We start from the raw sequence: 20,645 nt of genomic DNA, 5'->3' as shown, positions 1-20,645 counted from the left end.
AGCATTCCAAGTCACATCGGCTGTGCCGTCGCCGTTCGACGACACCATCGCGAAGTGTGGGTAATGCGGCTTGCCATGATCCCGGGTGTTCAGGGTGTAGTCGCCGGCTCCCATTGGATAGACCCAGCAGCGACCTGCCACCTTATCTTGCCGTCGACCTCGAGTCGGCATTTCCGCTGCTGTTCCGACGGATTAGCCGTCTGGCCGCGGTTGGAAGGCTTCGCGCGTTGAGCCGCGACAATGGGAGTCATGGGCACAAACATTGCGGCGGCTAAAAGAAGGTTCAGCACACGCATCATAGATCAGTATCCGCTTGGAGAAATTAGGCGGTTAGCGTTGAACCATGGCTATCGCAGTCCGCGCTGGATCTCTCAGTCATTGGACTGGAGGCTGCATGAATTCTATCGTAATATGGTCGGGGCCTGAGACATAAGCCACCAGCGTTCCCTTCCTCGGGCCGCCGGGGATCGACTGCGGACTTCCCTTCGACTTCCATCCTGCGGCTTCGATGCGGGCGATGGCGGCGTGGATATCCGTCACGGTCAGAGCCAAGTGGGCGGCTCCGATCGCACCCGCGCTATTCGGCACGGCCCCATTCTGGCGGCCCTTGGAATATTGTAACAGTTCCACCACGAAGCCGTTTGGCGCTCTTACGATCGCCGTTTTCACATTCGGATCATCGACACCGGTCACCTGATGGAGGAAGTCACCCCCCATTTCAGAACGCCGCTCAAGCGTGAATCCAAGCGCTTCGGTCCAGAAGCGAACGGCTTCGTCCAATGAGGACACCGCGAAACCTGTGTGATCTACGGCGATTGCGTTGGCGGCGTCTGTCATTACTGTGGTCTCACTGTGGCGGCCCTGCGACGCAGGGGGCTGTGCGCCGGCTGCGATTGGAAGCAGCAGCATGGCGGTTATGATCTTCATTTTGGCGATTTAGGGAGCGGCCCCGTGCCCGTAAAGGAACTTGGCCGGGATGTTCGCTCATAACGGCCGTGCAGTCCCTGACTCGGTACGGTTTTCCCAAAATCCGTTCCCATTCAAATTCTCAAAATTCCGCTCGGATACAGAGTTATGCCAAGGAGTAGCCATTGGAGGGCGGCCCGGCCGAAGCCACTCTAGGCGTTCAACAAGCGGACGTTTTCCGTACAGGTGCTTCCCGTTCCCTATGATGCTGCAAAAACATGCGCTCTCAGACAGTTAGACAGGGAGAGTGTTCAACAAACGGGTGGGTGCCTGTGAACGGTCCAACGCGAGTGGTTGCTAATGACGGGCAAAGCGGAAAACCGGTCCGATCGCACCTACCCTAAAGGCGTTCCCGAGGCGGCCACATCCGAGCGTTTGCCGTCTGGAGATCCACGCTGCGAGCGTCTGCTTCTATCCGATCCCGCCGTTCGCGTCCGACGAGTTTAGTGACCGCTTTGTCCCCAGGCCTCGTCATTCCAGCCTTCGCGTCGGAGATGAACCAACGGCAGGTTTCACGTCCGACGATTGCGACTCTGAACGACGTGGATTGGGCGACAGCCGTCAGGCCGCTTTTCCTCCCGAACATCGCTGACCTTCAATGGTGCGACCGACTGTGGCGCATCCGCGCCCTGCTGGGCCGCACCGCCACGAGCGACGATCTGTAATGAAACCGGGCTTTGCGGTCGACACATCGCATCGCCGGCCATTAGGACAGGGGAAATCCCAACCATCAGAGGAATGCCCGACATGATCCCCAGGCCGCAGCCCACCGCGTTCGCCCTGGCCATCGGCCTGTCGCTCGGCCTGTCGGCCTGTGGTGGCGGAAACACCGCGTCCAACGCGACATCGGACACCGGCGTCCTCGCCTCCTCGTCCGACACGCCGACCGGGGACGCGCCGAAGACCGCGGCGCCCACCCTGGCCCAGGGCCCCGACGTCTGCTTCCGCGCCATCGCCAAGCAACTCGGCGCCGATGTGAAGGTATCGGAGATCAACTCCTTCTTCAGCCCGGGCAGCAAGATCGACGCCAGCGACGACGAGCCGGAGGGTGAGCTGACGACCTGCTCGGTCAAATATCAGAACCCGGAGGATCCTCGGAAGCTGCTGAGCATTTCGATGGACACCCACACCGGCACCTTCGGTAAGCCCGCTCCGGTGGAGATCAGCGTGTCCGGCGGCGATGCGTCGAAGTTCAAGCTTGACGACATTTTGATCCCGCTGTCGAAGGTCAACGCCGCCGGCCTGACCTCGGTCATGGAAAGCCAGAAGGCCAAGCTGAGCAGCGTCTACAGCCACTATGCCTGGTCGGGCGTCAGGTTGCTCTCCCCCCGCTTCAGCGACATCCACACGCTTCGCGTCGACCTCGACGGCCGCCTGGCCTCCAACGACATCAAGGAAAATGGCTACCTCTCGATTCTGACCGACGGAAAGACCGTCAAGGTCAACCAGCTGACCCCGTAACCGACAGCGGCTCCCCCTGCCTCCCGCGGCGGGGAAATCTTAAGGAGAGCGCAAACGGCTACACTGGGCGTTTGCCGTCACGCGGGACGCTGATCGGGCGTCGCATGAGGATTCCGTTGCATAGTACGGAGAGCAACCCACCCCCGCCCCCTCCCTTCCGGGGAGGGGAGCAGAACGTCCGAAGTCGGCGGGAGCTGCCGAAGCAACGGGTCCTCAAAAAGCGACCAGAAAAAGCGAAAGCTGCTCTACCCCGTCCACGTCAGACACGGGGCCGGGATCGGCGCCGTGGAGCGCGACGGCGGCGCTGGTGATGGTTGATCGGGGAAGTCCGTGTGTCAGGCCAGGTCGATGGGCTCGAGCCGCGCGAACATATCGCGCGCCTCGGGACGCTCATGGAGCGGCCCATAGACCGCGCCATAGCGTTCCCACATCGCGAGCACGTCCGGGTTGGTGTGAGCGGCCTTCCCGATTGACGGCGCTCAATCCATCGGATAATCCCGATGGGTGACCGACACCGACGCCCTTGCCGCGCTGGCGGCGCTTGCCCATCCGACGCGGCTGGCGACGTTCCGGCTGCTCGTCCGGCACGAACCGGACGGCCTTTCGACCGGAAACCTCGCCGCTGCCGCCGGGCTGACGCAAAGCACGTTTTCCACGCACCTCGCCGTGCTGGTGAAGGCGGGGCTGGTCACGCCCGAGAAACGCGGCCGTCAGATCATCCAGCGCGCCAATCTCGATACGCTGCGCGCGCTGATGATCTTCCTCGCCAAAGACTGCTGCCAGGGCCGCGCCGAACTGTGCGTGCCGCTGCTGGCAGACCTCACCTGCTGCTGATGGAGCCTGTATGCCTGTCGATATCATCGTCTATCACAATCCCGCGTGCGGCACGTCGCGCAACGTGCTCGGGCTGATCCGCAACGCCGGGATCGAGCCGCATGTCGTGGAGTATCTCAAGACGCCGCCGTCGCGTGCGTTGCTGGTCGAACTGATCGGCCGCGCCGGCATCGCCCCGCGCGATCTGCTGCGCGAGAAAGGCACGCCGTTCGCCGAGCTGGGTCTTGGCGATGCCACCCTGTCCGACGACGCGCTGGTGGATGCGATGATGGCGCACCCGATCCTCATCAATCGCCCTTTGGTGGTGTCGCCGCTCGGCGTGAAGCTGTGCCGTCCGTCCGAAGCCGTGCTCGATCTGTTGCCGGCGCAGCAGCGCGGCGCGTTCGCCAAGGAAGACGGCGAAAAGGTGGTGGATGCCGCAGGTCAGCGGATCGCATGATGCTGCTGGCGATCGCGATCTTCGTCGCGACGATCGCGCTCGTCATCTGGCAGCCCAGGGGGCTCGGCATCGGCTGGAGCGCGATGGGCGGTGCCGCCGTCGCGCTGCTCGCCGGCGTCGTCTCGCTGTCCGATGTGCCGGTGGTGTGGGGGATCGTCTGGAACGCGACCGCCGCGTTCGTCGCGATCATCGTCATCAGCCTGCTGCTCGATGAAGCCGGGTTCTTCGAATGGGCGGCGCTGCATGTCGCGCGCTGGGGCAAGGGCAACGGTCGCGGGCTGTTCGCGCTGGTGGTGCTGCTCGGCGCGGCGGTGTCGGCGCTGTTCGCGAATGACGGCGCGGCGCTGATCCTGACGCCGATCGTGATCGCGATGCTGCGCGCGCTCGGCTATGGTGACAAGGCGACGCTCGCCTTCGTCATGGCGGCGGGCTTCATCGCCGATACCGCCAGCCTGCCGCTGGTCGTGTCGAACCTCGTCAACATCGTGTCGGCCGATTTCTTCCATCTCGGCTTCGGTGACTATGCCAGCGTGATGGCGCCGGTCGATCTGGTCTCGATCGCCGCGACGCTGGGCGCGCTGCTGCTGTTCTTCGGGCGCGACATACCGGCGCGCTATGACGTGGCGCAGCTTCGTGCGCCGCGTGCGGCGATCCGCGACGGCGCCACCTTCCGCGCCGGCTGGATCGTCCTCGCGCTGCTGCTGGCGGGCTTCTTCCTGCTCGAACCGCTCGGCGTGCCGGTCAGCGCGGTGGCGGCGGCCGGCGCGGTCCTGCTGCTGGCGGTCGCGGCGCGGGGCCAAGTGATCCACACCGGCACGGTGCTGCGCGGTGCGCCGTGGCAAGTGGTGGCCTTCTCGCTCGGCATGTATCTGGTCGTCTACGGCCTGCGCAACGCCGGGTTGACCGACCATCTCGCCGCGCTGCTGGACCGCACCGCGCGAGGTGGCGTGTGGGGCGCGGCGCTCGGCACCGGCGTGATCGCGGCATTGCTCTCCTCGGTGATGAACAACATGCCGACCGTGCTGGTCGGCGCGCTGTCGATCGACGCGACTCACGCCACGGGTGCGATCAAACAGGCGATGATCTACGCCAATGTGATCGGCTGCGATCTCGGCCCGAAGATCACGCCGATCGGCTCGCTCGCGACGTTGCTGTGGCTGCACGTTCTGGGGCAGAAGGGGATTCGCATCGGCTGGGGCTATTACTTCCGGGTCGGGGCCACGCTGACCATGCCCATCCTGCTCATCACGCTCGCGGCGCTGGCGCTGCGGATCGGGATTGCCTGATGCCTGTTCGCGATCTTCCCGACCCCGACCATTTGCCCGCGCTCGATCGGCGCTATGCGATCGAGCGGCCTGCGTTCGGGCTTGGCGCCGGCGATCCTGCGCCGCGTATCCTGCTGCTCTACGGCAGCCTGCGCGAGCAGTCGTTTTCGCGGCTCTGCGTCGAGGAAGCCGCGCGGCTGCTGCGTTTCTTCGGCTGCGAAACGCGCATCTTCGACCCCGCCACGCTGCCGCTGCCCGATCAGGTGACGGGCGACGACCACCCGGCAGTCCACGAATTGCGCACGCTGTCGATGTGGTCCGAAGGGCAAGTGTGGTGCAGCCCCGAGCGGCACGGCCAGATCACCGGCATCATGAAGCTGCAAATCGATCATCTGCCGCTGGCGATGGGCGGGATGCGCCCGACGCAGGGGCGCACGCTCGCCGTCATGCAGGTGTCGGCGGGATCGCAATCGTTCAACAGCGTCAACACGCTGCGCGTGCTCGGCCGCTGGATGCGGATGGTGACGATCCCCAACCAGTCGAGCGTCGCCAAGGCCTTCGCCGAGTTCGACGAGGCCGGTCGGATGAAGCCGTCGCGCTATTACGACCGGATCGTGGACGTGATGGAGGAGCTGGTCCGCTTCACGGTGCTGCTGCGCCCGCATACCGCCCAGCTTATCGATCGCTATTCCGAGCGCAAGGACGCCAGCGTGCCGATCCACGTGGAGACCGATCTGTCGAGCATCGCCACGGCGTCTCGATAACCCGTCCCGCGCGACAAATTGCGACACAATCGCGGCTGGATGACATAGCTCCGGTACAGACGGCGCATAGACCGGCATGGACGATCCGGAGATGGCCGGGTCACTCCATGAGGACGATCACGATGAAGATGCTCTTTCTCGCCGCCGCGCTCTCCGGGACGGTGCTGGCCGGGTCGGCGGCGGTGGCGCAGGCTCCGGGTGGCGGTGGCGGCATGATGATGCGCGCAGACACCAATGGCGACGGCGTCATCACCCGCGAGGAGTTTCTGGCGCAGTCCGCCGCGCGTTTCCAGCGCATGGATGCCAACCACGACGGCAAGCTCTCCGGCGACGAACTGCGCGGGCGCATGGCGGAGCGCGCGCAGGGCGGCGCGATCACCCGGGAGGCGTTCATGGCCGAGGCCGAAGCGCGCTTCCAGCGGCTCGACACCAATCACGACGGCAAGATCACCAAGGACGAGATGGCGGCGTTGCAGGGGCGCTTGCGCGAGCGCGGTGGCGATGCCGGCGCGGGCGCGGGTGCGCCCCCGCCGCCCGGCGGCGGGATGCGCGGGCCGCACCATCATGGCGACTGGTTCGCGAAGCTCGACACCAACCACGACGGCCGCATCAGCCGCGAGGAGATGCGCGCGCAGGCCGACAAGCATTTCGACACGCTCGATACCAACCACGACGGCTTCGTCGACAAAGCGGAGCTTGAAGCCGCTCACAAACACCATGGCCACGGCGACGTGCCGCCGCCGGGTGCCGACGCCGGCCAATAGGTCGGCTGCCGGGCGGGCGGGTTCCCCCCTCCCCCTCGCCCGCCCGGCGAATTTGGCAGGATGACGCTTTATGCTAAGCCCCGAGCCCATGGGTGATACGCCGCATCTGCTCCTCGTCGACGACGAGCGCTCGATCCGCGAGCCGCTCGCGCAATTCCTGACGCGGCAGGGCTTCCGCGTCACGCAGGCGGGCGATGCCGAGGGCGCGCGGATGCGGATGGCGGCCTATGCGATCGACCTCGTCATCCTCGACATCATGATGCCGGGCGAAGACGGCCTCAGCCTGTGCCGGCACATCCGCGCGACCGGCGACACGCCCGTCATCCTGCTCACCGCCAAGACCGAGGAGACCGACCGGATCGTCGGGCTGGAGATCGGCGCCGACGATTATGTCGTCAAACCGTTCTCGCCGCGCGAACTGACCGCGCGGATCAAGGTGATCCTGCGCCGCGCCGCCGCCGGCGGGGTGCGCCAGCACGCGCCCGCCGCGGGATCGTTCGCGTTCGCCGGGTGGGTGCTCAAGTCGGGCGAGCGCGCGCTGGTCGACCACGACGGCGTCTCGGTGCCGCTGTCGACCGGCGAGTATAATCTGCTCCACGCGCTGGTGACGCGCCCGCGCCAGGTGCTGACGCGAGACCAACTCCTCGATCTGACTCAGGGGCGCGAGGCGGCGGCGTTCGACCGCGCGATCGACAATCAGGTCAGCCGCCTGCGCCGCAAGATCGAGGCCGACCCCAAGAACCCCGAACTGATCAAGACCGTGTGGGGCGGCGGCTATACGCTCGCTGCCGAAGTGACCCGGCTTTGAAATTCCGCCCCCGCCTGTGGCCGCGCAGCCTGTCCGGGCAGATGGCGCTGGTGATCGCGGCGGCGCTGTTCGTCGCGCAGGCGATCAACTTCACGTTGTTGTTGCAGGAGCGCCAGCGCGCGCGGATCGACGGCGCGACCGGGCCGGTGGTCGGGCGAATCGCCGATGCGATCGAGCGCAATACGTTCGGAGATCCGTCGCGGAGTGATCGCGGGCGTGTTCGCAGCGTCGCCGTCTCGCCGGTTGCGCCGGGGGGCGAGCACCGCCCCGATATCGAGCGGAGCCTGCGCACCGCGCTTTCGGAGGCGGGGATCAAAATCGGCCGGGTCGAAACGGAAGTGCGCACGCTCGCGCCCGACGACCAGCGCTTACGCTACACCGGCAAGGAACGCCGCGAGCGCTTCCGCCGCGCCGGCGGCGAGTTGATGATCGCGGTCGAGCGGCCCGGCCGCGACTGGCTGGTGCTGTCGGTGCCGTGGTTTCGCGGCGAAGACATGATCTTCTGGCACCTCGTTTCGCAGACGATCGTGCTTTACATCGTCGTGCTGGTGCCGGTGCTGGTCGCGGCGCGGCAGATTTCCAAGCCGCTGCGCGCGCTGGCGGGCGCGGCGCGCGGTTTTCGCCCCGGTGAGCCGGCCGAGCCGATCGAGGGGCGCGGGCCGCAGGACGTGCGCGACGTGATCGCCGCGTTCAACGCTCTGCGCCTGCGCGTGACGGCGATGCTCGACGAGAAGGACCGGATGCTCGGCGCGATCGGCCACGATCTGCGCACCCCGCTCGCGGCGCTGCGTGTGCGGATCGAATCGGTCGAGGACGAGACCGACCGCGCGCGCATGGCCGATACGATCGCCGAGATGAACCGCACGCTCGACGACATCCTCTCGCTCGCCCGGCTCGGCCGCCCGAGCGAACCGCCGACCGAGGTCGATCTGGCGGCGTTGGTCGAGGCGGTGGTCGACGATTTCCTCGATCTCGGCGAGGAGGTCGCGTTCGAGGAGCGTGCGCGGCTGCGGATGCGGTTGCGGCCATCGCTGATGCGGCGGGCGCTTCGCAACCTGATCGAGAATGCGCTGAAATATGCGCGCGAGGTGGAGGTGCAACTCGCCGAAGCGCCGCATCAGGTGACGATCGCGGTGTGCGACCGGGGCCCCGGCATCCCCGAGGCGCGGCTCAACGACGTGTTCGAGGCGTTCACCCGGCTCGAACATTCGCGCAACAAGGATACCGGCGGGATCGGCCTTGGCCTCGCGCTCGCGCGCGCGATCGTGCGCGAGGCGGGCGGGGACATCATGCTCGCCAACCGTGCCGGCGGCGGGTTGACCGCGACGATCACGTTGCCGCGCTAGAGCGTTCGCTCGGGACGAAAGCCCTCGGGGTTTGATCTACGCCGCGTTCGCCGCGAAGCGCGCGCCGCTGCGGGGCACCACGCGGAAGCCGTCGTCGATATGCGTGCGGTCGGTGCGGCGGCGCAGTTTCTCCGCGATCACACGACCGACCAGTTCATGATCCGCGCGAAAATAGATTACTCCGTTCATCGTTCGCTCCTCGTATCCGTAGAGAGAAAGAGGCTCCCGCTCGACTCGCCGTCAGTCCTGCACGATTCAACGTGTCAGCCCTTGAAGTGTTCCACACCCGACCCCCGGCGTTGCGGCGGGAGGTGACGAATGCTGCACCGCATGATAAGCGCGCAGCCTTATGCTCAATATCAATGGTATCACGGTGCGCCTTGGCGGGCGCACGATCCTCGACAACGCGTCCGCGGCGCTCCCGGGTAAAAGCCGCGTCGGGCTGATCGGCCGCAACGGCGCCGGCAAGTCGACGCTGATGAAGGTGATGATCGGATCGATCGATCCCGACACCGGCGAGATCGAAATGCCGCGCAAGACGCGGATCGGCTATCTCAAGCAGGATGCGCCGCAAGGCACCGCCACGCCGATCGAGACGGTGCTCGCCGCCGACGTCGAGCGCGCCGCGCTGCTGGTCGAGTCCGAAACGTGCGAGGATGCCGACCGGCTCGGCGAGATCTACGAGCGGCTCGGCGCGATCGACGCCTATACCGCCCCTGCCCGCGCGTCCTCGATCCTCGTCGGGCTGGGCTTCGACGAGGAAATGCAGAACCGTCCGCTCGACAGCTATTCGGGCGGCTGGAAGATGCGCGTCGCGCTCGCCGCGCTGCTGTTCTCCGAACCCGATCTGCTGCTGCTCGACGAGCCTTCGAACCATCTCGATCTCGAAGCGACCCTGTGGCTGGAGAATTTCCTCAAGTCGTATCCGAACATGATGGTCGTCATCAGCCACGAGCGCGACCTGCTCAACAATGTCGTCGACACGATCCTCCACGTCGAGGGCGGCCGCGTCGCGATGTACAGCGGCAATTACGACAGTTTCGAGCGGCAACGCGCGGAGCGGGCGGCGCAGCTTGCCGCCGCCAAGGCGAGCCAGGACGCGCAGCGCGCCAAGCTGCAGGACTATATCGCCAAGAACTCGGCACGCGCCTCGACCGCGAAACAGGCGCAGTCGCGCCAGAAGATGCTCGCCAAGATGCAGCCGATCGCATCGATGGCCGAAGACCCGACCTTGTCGTTCGAATTCCCCAGCCCCGATGAACTCAAGCCGCCGCTCATCACGCTCGATCTCGCGACGGTCGGCTATGGCGAGACGCCGATCCTCCAGCGGCTCAACCTGCGGATCGACCCCAACGACCGGCTCGCGCTGCTCGGGCGCAACGGCAACGGCAAGACCACGCTGGCGCGGCTGCTCGCCGCGCAGCTCGCGCCGATGCACGGCGAGATGAACGCGAGCGGCAAGATGCGGGTCGGCTATTTCACCCAATATCAGGTCGAGGAACTCGACGGCGACGACACGCCGCTCGAAACCATGATCCGGGTGATGCCGGGCAAGACCCCGGCGTCGGTGCGCGCGCAGCTCGGCCGGTTCGGCTTCCAGGGCGACAAGGCGGTCACCAAGGTCGGCAAGCTCTCGGGCGGCGAGCGTGCGCGGCTCGCGCTCGCGCTCATCACCCGCGACGCGCCGCATATGCTGATCCTCGACGAGCCGACCAACCACTTGGACGTCGACGCGCGCGAGGCGCTGGTGCAGGCGCTCAACGCCTATGACGGCGCGGTCATCCTCGTCAGCCACGATCGCCACATGGTCGAGCTGACCGCGGACCGGCTGGTGCTGGTCGATAACGGCACCGCGCGCGAATATGACGGCAGCATGGAGGATTATATCGCCTTCGTGCTGGCCGGCGACCCCGCCGCCGAGGCCAAGAACAAGGTGAAAGCCAAGGACAAGACCGCGGACGCGGCGCGCGAACAGGCCAATGCGCTCAGGAAGCGCGCGCACGAAGCCGAGGCGCTGGTCGCGAAACTCACCCGCCAGCGCGACGCGATCGACCGCGCCATCGCCGATCCTTCGGTGGCCGAGCCGTGGCTCGCGCGGATGAACCCGCACGCGCGGCTGAAGGAGCATGCGACGGTTTCGAAGAAGCTCGAAGCGGCCGAGGCGGTGTGGTTCGAAATCAGCGAATCGCTCGAGGGGATCGCGGCGTAGCTGCGAGACGCCGTTCGTCCCGAGCGAAGTCGAGGGACATGCCGCACGCGCGGCGCAGGGTGTCTCGACTTCGCTCGACACGAACGGGTTCGAACACAGGCAAGGACGTAACCCTCTGACCACCCCCCGCATCCTCGTCGATGGCGACGCCTGCCCGGTCAAGGAGGAGATCTACAAGGTCGCCTATCGCCGCGATGTGCCGGTCGTCGTCGTCAGCAACAGCCCGTTTCGCGTGCCGTTGCACCCGCTGGTCAGCCGCGTGGTGGTATCGGACGGGTTCGACGCGGCGGACGACTGGATCGCCGAGCGGGCGGATTCGCGCGCGGTGGTGATCACCGCCGACATCCTGCTCGCCGACCGCTGCCTGAAGGCGGGCGCGACCGTGCTGGCGCCGACCGGCAAGCCGTTCACCGCCAGTTCGATCGGCGGCGCGATCGCGACGCGCGCGATCATGGCCGATCTGCGCGCCGGCGGCGACGTGATCGGCGGGCCGGCGCCGTTCGCCAAGACCGATCGCTCGCGGTTTTTGCAGGCGCTCGACACCGCGCTGGTGAAGCTCGCGCGATGAGCGCCGATCTCGCCATCCGGCTGCGCCGCGCGGCGTTCAACCGCGCGCTCGCCGAGGGCGATCTCGCCGCGATCGGGCCATTGCTCGCGGCCGATGCAATGCTCGTCACCGGCACCGACAGCGCGGTGCTGAGCGGGCGCAAGGCACAGCTCGCCGCGTGGAAGCGCGAGTTCACGCACGCCCCGCGCACGGTGTATACGCGCACGCCCGAGACGATCGTGGCATCGCCGGTCGAGCCGATCGCGTTGGAGCATGGGCGCTGGCAGGGCGTCGCCGCCGGCCAGACCAACGCCTCTGGCGCGTACACCGCCAAGTGGCGCGAGACCGGCGGCGTGTGGGTGATCGAGGCGGAGATCTACCTCACACTTGCTTGAGGCGTGAGGGGCAACGGCCTGAAAACGGCCAAGGTCAGCCACCCTGCGCACCGTGCGGGCGTGTCACGTTTGGGCGCGGCGGGCGTGCGGGCACCGCCCTCACACGCAATGAAGCGGGAGCGAGATGGTTGGCGCGGACACTCTCGAAGAGCGTGGCCGGGAATATGGCATCGGCCCTGCGTGTAGGACAGTCCGACGGCGGTGATTAGCGAATGGCGAAACCTGGTGGTAGATCGGTCGGGCGGCCGATCCGCGTCGATGTTGAAAGCGGACGGAGCAGCGGCGCGATATGCGGGCCGAACCTCTAACAGGAGCAAAATCCATGGCCAGAGCGATGATGTTGGGCGCGGCGCTCTCGCTGATGGTGGCGGGATGCGGTGCGATTTCGGGGCCTAGCGACAAACAGATCGAAGATCTGGCGCGGCAGGAGATGATCCGCAACCCCGGCACCGACGATCCGGCGCAACGCGCCGTGATGGCCGCCGCCGCGCGCGATGCGACGATTTCGAAAAAGGGACTCTGCAACACGTCGAAGCCCGACGTCTACGCCTGCATGGTCGACGTGACCGTCAAGCTGCCCAACGCGCCCGAAGCCAAGCAGACGATGGTCGTGGAGATCGGGAAGAGCGCCGACGGCGGATGGAAGGTCGTCGAGTAGAGGTCCGCTCCTAGCCTCGAGAGCGTGAGCGCGCGCGGAGCCTGGGCATATGGGACGGCAGGTGCGATGGTCGCCTAGCCAACCGGCGGGTATTGCATCGCGCCGGTACGCGCCGGTACGGCTGCGGACACACGATTGTTTTGAAAGCACGATATGCCGGCGAGACCCAATACGTCCCTCGCATCGGAGTCACATGGGGCGAACCCGGGTGACGCCGGTTCAGACACGACGCGCGCGACCGCAGCGGCGCGCAAGACGCCGCGCTACTACCGGCCGGAGCTGGACGCGCTTCGCTTCTTCGCGTTCCTGTGCGTGTTCATCACGCATCGCAACGATCTGGCACCGATCGATCCCGTCGCGCATCCCTGGTATCATGCCGTAACGATGAGCGGCGTGTTCGGGCTGCCGGTCTTTTTCCTGTTGAGCGCGTTCCTTATCACTGAGTTGCTGCAACGCGAGATAGCGGCGACCGGTCGGGTCGATACGCGCGCTTTCTACATCCGCCGCATCCTGCGAATCTGGCCGCTCTACTTTCTGGTGTTCTTTGGGATGGCCGCATTGAACCGGTTTGTGCCTGGAGCCGGCGCGGATTCGGCGGCAGAGATTTTCTCGTTCGTCGCATTCGCCGGCAACTGGTTCATCACCTTCAATGGCTGGACGATCGAATACCCGGTCATACCGCTGTGGAGCCTGTCGGTAGAAGAACAATTCTACATCGCCATCCCATTCCTCGCCGTATTGAGCCGGCGCAATCTGGTCGCCGTGAACATCGCGGTGCTGGTCGTCGCTTATGCGGTGATCGCCTATTACGCCGCTCGGTTCACCCCTTCACAACCGTTCAGCGGGCAGTGGACGAACAGCTTCGTGCAGTTTCAATTCTTCGCCGGCGGCATACTGCTGTCGCTTGGCTTGCGCGGGCGGCAGCCGGACTGGCCGTTGATCGTGCGGATCGCGCTGTTTGCGGTGGCCGTGGGCATGTGGCTGGTCGCGTTCTCGGTGTTCGGGGTCACCTCCTACGATGCCCAATCGAGCGTAGGGGAACAGTTGGCGGGATGGCTGCTGGTATTGGGAGGGGCGATCCTCATGCTGGTCAGCGTGCTGGGCATGCCGACGCGCTATGTTCCAAAAGCGCTCGTGTATCTCGGGCGCATTTCTTACGGCATGTACCTTATCCACATCATCTTCTTTTGGATCGTGTTCGCGAAGGCCCGGCCGTGGATGACCGAGGTCACGACCCGCGCCGGTGTCCCCGGATGGCGAGACAATATCGGCATGGCACTCGCTTTTGCCGCGACGGTGATCGTCGCCTCGCTGCTGTACCGCTATTTCGAGATGCCCTTCCTCAGGCTCAAGCGGCGCTTCACCTCCGTCCCGTCGCGAGATTGATATGGCCTAGCCTGCCGGAACGCCTTCGCGATCGCGGTTCCCGAAACTGTCTGCCGGAGGTCAACAAACGGGAATGTAGCGCGTGGTTGACCGGCCGGTTTCGGCATCCCGTGTCGTTCGGGTAGATGTTTGTCATTGGGCGCCGGCAGTCCGACAACGGCCACGCCAGACCGTCCGCCGGGCACCCTCTCGAAGCCGTCAGTAGCTCTTTGCCCGCCCCGCGAAACGCGGTAGCACCGCCGCATGATCCCGACCCTCATCGCGCTCGCCGCCGCGCCGCTCGCCGTCTCGGCGGACGCGCCTGCCCCGATCCTCACCACGCCCGAGGCGAAGGATACGCTTTCCTTTGCCGAGCCTGAAAAGGCGCGGGTGACTCATGTCGATCTCGATCTCACCGCCGATTTCAGCGCGCAGCGGCTGAGCGGGACGGCGACGCTCGATATTCTCGCCAAGCCGGGTGTCGGCACGATCGTGCTCGATGACGACGGGCTCGTCATCGCGCGGATCACCGACGCCAAGGGGCGTGCGCTGAAATACACCGTCGGCGCGATCGTGCCGGACAAGGGCGCGCCGCTGACCGTCGCGATCGGTGCGGCGCGGCGGATCGTCGTCACCTATACGTCCGCGCCCAAGGCGAGCGCGTTGCAATGGCTGCCGCCGTCGCTCACCGCCGGCAAGACCAAGCCGTTCCTGTTCAGCCAGGGCGAGCCGACCAACAACCGGAGCTGGATTCCGACTCAGGACAGCCCCGGCATCCGGCAGAGCTGGTCGGCGCACCTCACCGTCCCCGCCGACATGATGGCGGTGATGAGCGCGAACCGGCTGACGCCACAGGGCGCGGCGGCGGGCAAGGGGCTCAAGCGCTTCGCGTTCGACATGCCGCACGCGGTGCCGCCGTATCTGATCGCGTTCGCGGTCGGCGATCTCGCGTTCAAGCCGCTTGGGGCCACCACCGGAATCTATGCCGAGCCGGCGACGCTCGCGCGCGCCGCCGCCGAACTCGACGATACCGAGAAGATGGTGGCCGCCGCGAGCGCGCTGTACGGGCCGTATCGCTGGGGCCGCTATGACATCCTGATGCTGCCGCCAAGCTTCCCTTATGGCGGGATGGAGAACCCCACCCTCACCTTCGCGACGCCGACGATCCTGACCGGCGACAAATCCAACGTCGATGTGATCGCGCACGAACTCGCGCATAGCTGGTCGGGCAATCTCGTCACCAACGCGACCTGGTCCGATGCGTGGCTCAACGAGGGCTTCACCACCTATTTCGAGAACCGCATCGACGAGGCGGTCTATGGCAAGGAGCGCGCGGCGACCTTGGCGGACCTGAGCTGGGACAATCTCCAGCGCGACCTGAAGGCGGCAGGGCCGGACTCGCCCGCGACGCGGCTGCATGGCGATCCGGGCGGCACCTATGGCGAGCTCGATTACAACAAGGGCGCGACCTTCCTGCGCACGATCGAGTACCGCGTCGGGCGGGCGCGCTGGGATGCGTATCTGCGCAGCTATTTCGATCGCCACGCCTTCCAGCCGCAGACCACCGCCGGCTTCCTCGCCGATCTGCGCGCCAATCTGATCAAGGGCGATGCCGCGCTGGAGAAGGATCTCGAGCTCGATCGCTGGGCGTATCAACCCGGCCTGCCCGACAATGCGGTGCATGTCCGCTCCGCCACGCTGGCGGCGATCGACACCAAGCTCGCCGCGTTCAACGCCGGCGCGGCGGCGGCCTCGATCGATACCGCTAAGTGGAGCACGCAGGAATGGCTGCGTTTCCTGAACGGCCTGCCCCGCCAGCAGAGCGCGGCGCGGCTGGCGGAACTCGATTCGGCCTGGGGACTCTCCAAATCGCCGAGCGCCTATATCGGCTTCGCATGGTTCAGCCTCGCCATCGCCAACCATTATGATCCGGTGGTGGCGCCGCTCGACCATTATCTCCACACGATCGGGCGCGGGCTGTTCGTCTATCCGCTGTATCGCGGGCTGATGGCGCAAGGCGCGTGGGGGCAGCCGATCGCGCGCCGCATCTACGCGACCGCGCGCGCGACCTATCACCCGACGGTGGCGGCGACGCTCGACGGGATGGTCAAATAGGTGGCGAAGCTCCCGTCACGGCTGCGGCGGCTCGACGAGATCCTCTACGATCTGCCGGTGGACGAGCCGATGCTGCTGCCCGAGCTGGACGGCTATCTCGCCGGCATCGCCACGTCGCCCGAGCCGATCGCGTCGGCGGAATGGCTGCCGCTGCTCTGGGGCGGCCTGTATGGCGAGGCGGCGCCGTTCGAAGACCCGATCGACCGGAGTCTGTTCGCCGACATGGTGATCGCACGCCACGGCGAAATCGTGCGCGACCTCGGGCGGGGCAAGCTCGTGCCGATCTTCGACGTGGACGATCGCAACGGCGAGGTGTTGTGGGAAATCTGGATCGCGGGCTTCGCGGAAGCGATGGCGCTGCGCGAGGACGCCTGGCGCGCGATCGCCACCGGCGCGGACGCGGAAGCCGCCGCAGCGGTGATCTATCTGCTGGCGCTGACGGATATCGCGCACAACCAATCGTCGCTGACCAGCATGGAGATCAACGACATCAGCGACGCGGCGCCGATCGCTATCCCCGAGCAGGTGGTGCGGCTTTATGCGGTGCGCGGTGGCGCGGGTGGCGCGCTGCCGGAGGTGGGCACGCCCGCTGCGAAGGTCGGCCGTAACGACCCCTGCCCGTGTGGATCGGGGAAAAAGTTCAAGAAATGTTGCGGCGGATCGTGAGGTCGCTCTCACCCCGTTCGTGCTGAGCCTGTCGAAGCACGTGCCGCAGGCGTGGCGCGTGTGACACGCACTTCGACAAGCTCAGTGCGAACGGGGGGGAGCATCCTTTGGCGATAGCCTGAAGTGCCCGACGGCGCGAGACGCTGCCGGCATCCGGTCGGGTAAAGTCATCGCGCCGCGACGCCGCTGCGGACCATCCGATCCGCCGGCGTCGCGGCGCGCTGTGCCGTCAGTCCTTCTTCGCGGTGAGATGCGCGCTGAGGTGCTTGTTCATCTCGAACATGCTGACCGATTTCTTGCCGAAGATCTTCTGCAGCTTGTCGTCGCCGTTGATCTGGCGACGGTCCTTGGCGTCCTGCAGATCGTGCTTCTTGATATAGTCCCAGACCTTCTTGACGACCTCGCTGCGTGGCAGGTCCGCCTTGCCGACGATCTCGGCCAGGTCCGCCGAAGGCGTGACCGGTGCGGTGATGCCGCCGCGCGCGGCGCCGGCTGGCTTAGCGGCCGCCTTGGTCTTCTTCTCCGCGGCTGCCGTCTCGCCCTTGCCGCTCTTTTCTGCCGTTCGTGCCATCATGCTCTCCGTGCTTGCCTGTTCGAGCGGAATGCTCCCTGCCAGGCATATACGTTGCTCGTCCGCCTTCGTTGCCTGCACGCCGCCTTATGACGCGGTTGCGCCCCGTTTATGCGACGGAAACGCCCTTCGCCCTGGAAGATGCGCGGGAAACGCCCTCGAACGGCGCCGCCATCATCCGCGCGGCGGCGCAAAAGGGCAAGTGGGCTGATCGCACCGCGCCGACACGGGCTTCAGCCGAAGACGATTCCGTCCATCAGCTTGCGCGCGGTGCGCAGCAACGCGGCGGTGGCGACGGCGCCGTGGTCGTCGAGCGCGAGCACGCAGCTCATCTCGCCGGTGGGATGCTCGACCGACAGCGTCTTGCGCGTACCCTCGGGGATCACCGCGACTTCGGCGGCGGGCGAGCCGGCGACGAGGCACGCGGTCGCCACGCTGACCGCGCCGAGCACGCCGATCGTCGCGTGCGCGCGGTGCGGGATGAAGCTGCGCACCGTCACCGCGCCGCCGTGTGCGGGGGCGGCGACGAGCATCATCTTCGGCACCGACTTTTCGGTGACGTCGCCGAGGTTCATCAGCGGGCCGGCCTTGAGGCGGATCGCCTCGATCTTCGCCTTGAGATCGGTCGCGGCGTCGAGCGTGTCGCGATCCTCATAGCCGGTCGCGCCGACGTCGACGGCCTTGAACACCACGCAGGGCATGCCGTTGTCGATCAGCGTGCAGGCGATTCCGTCGATCATGTCGACCGCATTGCCGGTGGGAAGCAGCGCGCCGCACGACGAGCCGGCGGTGTCGCGGAATTCGAGCGGGATCGGCGCGGCGCTGCCGGGGACGCCGTCGATGCGGGCGTCGCCGGCATAGGTCGGCACGCCGCCGGGGGTCTGGACGCTGGCGACGGCGATCTGGCCGGTGTTGACCATGAAGATCGCGACTCGCGTCTCGTCGCCGGTTGCGGGGACGAGACCGCGTTCGATCGCGAACGGGCCGACCGCCGCGAGCATGTTGCCGCAATTCTGCGCGTCGGTGACGATCGCCTGGTCCACGAACACTTGCAGAAACAGATACTCGACATCGACGCCGTCGCGCGCCGATTTGGAAACGACCGCGACCTTGGAGGTGAGCGGATCGGCGCCGCCCATGCCGTCGATCTGGCGCGGATCGGGCGATCCCATCACGCGCAGCAGGAAGGCGTCGCGGGTAGCGGTGTCTTGCGGGAGATCGTCGGCGAGGAACACCGCGCCTTTCGACGTGCCGCCGCGCATCCACATGCAGGGTGCGGAGGTCACAATCCCTCTCCCAGCGGGAGAGGGAGGGAGGCGCGTAGCGCCGGAAGGGTGAGGGTGACGAGACACGTGCCGCCCTCACCCTTCCCGCCGCTTACGCGGCGGGCCCAGTTTCGGGTGAACAGCGCCCCGCGCTGTTCAGTCCATGCCGGGGGCATGGACGACCCGAAACTCCTCTCCCGCTGGGAGAGGGAGATTGGCGTCTTACTCATATTTCAGCCCCATCGCTTCGAGCTTGCCGCGCATGTCGTAAATGTCGAGGCCGAGTTCGCCGGCGGCGAGGCGCTGGCGCTTGGCTTCCTCGGCGGCTTCGCGGGCTTGCGCCTTTTTCAGCACGTCGGCCGCGTCGGCGCGCTTGACGACGCAGACGCCGTCATCGTCGGCGACGATCACGTCGCCGGCTTCGATCGCGGCGTTCGCGCACACGATCGGCACGTTGACCGAGCCGAGCACCGCCTTGACGGTGCCTTGCGCGAACACCGCTTTGGACCAGACCGGGAAGTTCATCTGCGTGAGGTCGCGCACGTCGCGCACGCCGGCATCGATGACGAGGCCGCGACAGCCGCGCGCCATCGCCGAGGTGGCGAGGAGATCGCCGAAATAGCCATCTTCGCAAGGCGACGTGGGCGCGAGCACGAGGATGTCGCCAGCCCGCAATTGCTCGATCGCGACGTGGACCATCCAATTGTCGCCGGGCGGGGCCGAGATGGTGACGGCGGAGCCGGCGATGCGCGCGCCGGGGTAGATCGGGCGCATGTGGCTGGCGAGCAGGCCGATGCGGCCCTGCGCCTCGTGGACGGTGGCGACGCCCGCCGACGCGAGGCCGTCGATCACCGACGGATCGGCGCGTTCGATGTTGGTGACGACCCTGGCCATGTTCGTGTCTCCTTTATCGTCCGCCCTGAACCATCGCCGCGCGATCACAATTCCGAATTGCAAAGTGGCGATAAGTTTTCTCTATTCGTGGGCATGGCGCTCGACCCCTTCGATCTCAACCTGCGGCATCTGCGCGCGGTCGGCGCGATCGTGCAGCGGGGCAGCATGAGCGCGGCGGCGAACGCGGTCAGCCTGTCGCAGCCGGCGCTGACGCAGGGCATCGCCAAACTGGAAGCGCAGCTCGGCGTAGCCTTGTTCGCGCGGCGGCCGGGCGGGATGGACGCGACCGAGGCGGGCCGCGCGCTGGCCGAACGCGTCGCCACCGCATTCGCGCATCTGGCCGGTGGGGTGCGCGGCGGGCGGCGCTTCGCCAGCCCCGAATGGCTGATGACCGCGACACAGATGCGCGCGTTCCTGAGCCTCGCCGATGCCGGCAGCTTCGTCGGCGCGGGGACCGCGACCGGGCTGTCGCAGCCGGCGATCCACCGCGCGGTGCGCGATCTCGAGCAGGTATGCGGGGTCGCGCTGGTCGACCGGCGCGGACGCGGCATCGCGCTCAGCCCGGCGGGGCTACGGCTGGCGCGCGGCATCCGGCTGGCGCGCGCCGAGATCGCGGGCGGCATCGCCGAGATCACCGATCAGGAGGGCGGCAGCGTCGTGATCGGCGCGATGCCGCTGTCGCGCGCGATGCTGGTGCCGCGCGCGATCGCGCAGACGGTGGCGGCGGCGCCGCACGTCGCGATCCATGTCATCGAGGGATCGTGGCGCGAACTCGCCGAGGCGCTGCGCGACGGCGCGATCGACCTGATGATCGGCGCGCTGCGGCCCGAGCCGGGGCCGCCCGACATGGTGCAGATGCCGCTGCTGACCGACCGGCTGGTGATCGTCGGGCGCGCCGGCCATCCGCTCGCCGGGGTGGCGGCGCCGACGCCCGAGCAGCTCGCCGGTTTTCCCTGGGTGGTGAGCCATGCCGGCGCGCCGCTGCGCGCGCTGTGGGAGCGGATGTTCGGCGATGGGCCGCTGCCGCGCGCGCCGGTGCAGTGCGGATCGGTGATGGTGATCCGGGGGATCCTGGTCGAAAGCGATTTCCTGACCTTGCTGTCGCCGCAGCAGGTCGCGCTTGAGGTGGAGAGCGGCGTGCTGGCCGCGATCGGCCCGGAACCCGAGGTGAGCGGGCGGGTGATCGGCGTGACGACACGGCGCGATTGGCGGCCGACGCGCGCGCAGGCGCGGTTTCTGGAGGCTTTGGCTGGGGTGGCGCAACAATAGGCCGTCCGCGGGAGCACACGATGATGATGCGATACTTCTGAAGT

21 protein-coding genes are annotated in these 20,645 nt (G+C 66.9%); 16 read left to right on the top strand and 5 right to left on the bottom strand.

The annotated features are described in order from the left end of the window. Positions 1-375 precede the first annotated feature (375 nt). Positions 376-837, bottom strand: coding sequence for a VOC family protein (locus tag J0A91_RS08400; RefSeq protein WP_206365004.1), 462 nt, complete (start codon positions 835-837; stop codon positions 376-378). An 876-nt stretch (positions 838-1,713) separates the two neighbouring features. Between J0A91_RS08400 and J0A91_RS08395 the strand changes: the two genes are divergently transcribed. The 8 genes from J0A91_RS08395 to J0A91_RS08360 all read left to right on the top strand — a co-directional run bounded on the left by J0A91_RS08395 (position 1,714) and on the right by J0A91_RS08360 (position 8,647). Further along, positions 1,714-2,427: a hypothetical protein gene (locus J0A91_RS08395; protein WP_169833106.1), complete on the top strand. Its 714-nt coding sequence runs from the start codon at positions 1,714-1,716 to the stop codon at positions 2,425-2,427. A 504-nt stretch (positions 2,428-2,931) separates the two neighbouring features. Further along, positions 2,932-3,261, top strand: a complete 330-nt coding sequence (locus J0A91_RS08390) for an ArsR/SmtB family transcription factor (protein ID WP_069204530.1) — start codon at positions 2,932-2,934, stop codon at positions 3,259-3,261. Positions 3,262-3,271: 10 nt separating this feature from the next. Then, positions 3,272-3,700 carry an arsenate reductase (glutaredoxin) gene (arsC, locus tag J0A91_RS08385; RefSeq protein ID WP_069204529.1) on the top strand — a complete coding sequence of 143 codons (429 nt, stop codon included), beginning with the start codon at positions 3,272-3,274 and terminating at the stop codon, positions 3,698-3,700. Continuing rightward, on the top strand, positions 3,700-4,986 hold the full coding sequence (locus J0A91_RS08380) for an arsenic transporter (RefSeq protein ID WP_069207160.1): 1,287 nt from the start codon (positions 3,700-3,702) through the stop codon (positions 4,984-4,986). Before arsC ends, J0A91_RS08380 begins: the two co-directional genes overlap by 1 nt. Further along, positions 4,986-5,729 (top strand): arsenical resistance protein ArsH, encoded by a 744-nt coding sequence (gene arsH, locus J0A91_RS08375; protein ID WP_069204528.1) that lies wholly within the window; start codon positions 4,986-4,988, stop codon positions 5,727-5,729. Before J0A91_RS08380 ends, arsH begins: the two co-directional genes overlap by 1 nt. Positions 5,730-5,851: 122 nt before the next feature. Further along, positions 5,852-6,493, top strand: coding sequence for an EF-hand domain-containing protein (locus J0A91_RS08370; RefSeq protein ID WP_169833105.1), 642 nt, complete (start codon positions 5,852-5,854; stop codon positions 6,491-6,493). 88 nt (positions 6,494-6,581) lie between these two features. After that, complete coding sequence (locus J0A91_RS08365) at positions 6,582-7,301, top strand: response regulator (protein WP_069204526.1); 720 nt, start codon at positions 6,582-6,584, stop codon at positions 7,299-7,301. 41 nt (positions 7,302-7,342) lie between these two features. Next, the gene (locus J0A91_RS08360; RefSeq protein WP_083224927.1) at positions 7,343-8,647 is read left to right on the top strand and encodes a sensor histidine kinase; all 1,305 of its coding nucleotides are present in this window, start codon (positions 7,343-7,345) and stop codon (positions 8,645-8,647) included. A 36-nt stretch (positions 8,648-8,683) separates the two neighbouring features. Here the strand turns inward: J0A91_RS08360 and J0A91_RS08355 are convergent, their stop codons facing one another. Continuing rightward, positions 8,684-8,836 carry a hypothetical protein gene (locus J0A91_RS08355; RefSeq protein WP_169833104.1) on the bottom strand — a complete coding sequence of 51 codons (153 nt, stop codon included), beginning with the start codon at positions 8,834-8,836 and terminating at the stop codon, positions 8,684-8,686. Positions 8,837-8,996: 160 nt separating this feature from the next. On the opposite strand from J0A91_RS08355, the gene J0A91_RS08350 reads away from it, so the two are divergent. From J0A91_RS08350 to J0A91_RS08320, 7 genes are all read left to right on the top strand, one after another. Next, positions 8,997-10,856 (top strand): ABC-F family ATP-binding cassette domain-containing protein, encoded by a 1,860-nt coding sequence (locus J0A91_RS08350; protein ID WP_069204524.1) that lies wholly within the window; start codon positions 8,997-8,999, stop codon positions 10,854-10,856. A 115-nt stretch (positions 10,857-10,971) separates the two neighbouring features. Beyond that, complete coding sequence (locus J0A91_RS08345; protein WP_069207159.1) at positions 10,972-11,424, top strand: YaiI/YqxD family protein; 453 nt, start codon at positions 10,972-10,974, stop codon at positions 11,422-11,424. After that, positions 11,421-11,798 carry a nuclear transport factor 2 family protein gene (locus J0A91_RS08340; RefSeq protein ID WP_069204523.1) on the top strand — a complete coding sequence of 126 codons (378 nt, stop codon included), beginning with the start codon at positions 11,421-11,423 and terminating at the stop codon, positions 11,796-11,798. The genes J0A91_RS08345 and J0A91_RS08340 overlap by 4 nt, the downstream gene beginning before the upstream one ends. A gap of 322 nt (positions 11,799-12,120) precedes the next feature. Next, on the top strand, positions 12,121-12,456 hold the full coding sequence (locus J0A91_RS08335; RefSeq protein WP_150126862.1) for a hypothetical protein: 336 nt from the start codon (positions 12,121-12,123) through the stop codon (positions 12,454-12,456). A gap of 153 nt (positions 12,457-12,609) precedes the next feature. Beyond that, positions 12,610-13,842: an acyltransferase family protein gene (locus J0A91_RS08330; protein WP_069204521.1), complete on the top strand. Its 1,233-nt coding sequence runs from the start codon at positions 12,610-12,612 to the stop codon at positions 13,840-13,842. A gap of 243 nt (positions 13,843-14,085) precedes the next feature. Continuing rightward, entirely contained in the window at positions 14,086-15,936 is a 1,851-nt protein-coding gene (locus J0A91_RS08325) for a M1 family metallopeptidase (protein WP_069204520.1), read from the top strand. Beyond that, positions 15,937-16,602 carry a UPF0149 family protein gene (locus J0A91_RS08320; RefSeq protein ID WP_069204519.1) on the top strand — a complete coding sequence of 222 codons (666 nt, stop codon included), beginning with the start codon at positions 15,937-15,939 and terminating at the stop codon, positions 16,600-16,602. 229 nt (positions 16,603-16,831) lie between these two features. On the opposite strand, the gene J0A91_RS08315 is transcribed toward J0A91_RS08320, so the two are convergent. The 3 genes from J0A91_RS08315 to ligK all read right to left on the bottom strand — a co-directional run bounded on the left by J0A91_RS08315 (position 16,832) and on the right by ligK (position 19,332). After that, positions 16,832-17,173 carry an SWIB/MDM2 domain-containing protein gene (locus J0A91_RS08315; protein ID WP_150127070.1) on the bottom strand — a complete coding sequence of 114 codons (342 nt, stop codon included), beginning with the start codon at positions 17,171-17,173 and terminating at the stop codon, positions 16,832-16,834. A gap of 233 nt (positions 17,174-17,406) precedes the next feature. After that, the gene (locus J0A91_RS08310) at positions 17,407-18,441 is read right to left on the bottom strand and encodes a 4-oxalomesaconate tautomerase (protein ID WP_069204517.1); all 1,035 of its coding nucleotides are present in this window, start codon (positions 18,439-18,441) and stop codon (positions 17,407-17,409) included. Positions 18,442-18,660: 219 nt separating this feature from the next. Then, positions 18,661-19,332 (bottom strand): 4-carboxy-4-hydroxy-2-oxoadipate aldolase/oxaloacetate decarboxylase, encoded by a 672-nt coding sequence (ligK, locus tag J0A91_RS08305; protein WP_069204516.1) that lies wholly within the window; start codon positions 19,330-19,332, stop codon positions 18,661-18,663. A 93-nt stretch (positions 19,333-19,425) separates the two neighbouring features. Here ligK and J0A91_RS08300 point away from each other — a divergent pair, with 93 nt between their 5' ends. Continuing rightward, positions 19,426-20,601, top strand: a complete 1,176-nt coding sequence (locus J0A91_RS08300) for a LysR family transcriptional regulator (RefSeq protein WP_069204515.1) — start codon at positions 19,426-19,428, stop codon at positions 20,599-20,601. Positions 20,602-20,645 lie beyond the last annotated feature (44 nt).

It is taken from the genome of Sphingomonas panacis, assembly GCF_001717955.1.
Classification (GTDB): domain Bacteria; phylum Pseudomonadota; class Alphaproteobacteria; order Sphingomonadales; family Sphingomonadaceae; genus Sphingomonas; species Sphingomonas panacis.
The sequence above is the reverse complement of the archived record's forward strand: the minus strand, read 5'-3'. Positions and strand labels throughout refer to the sequence as shown.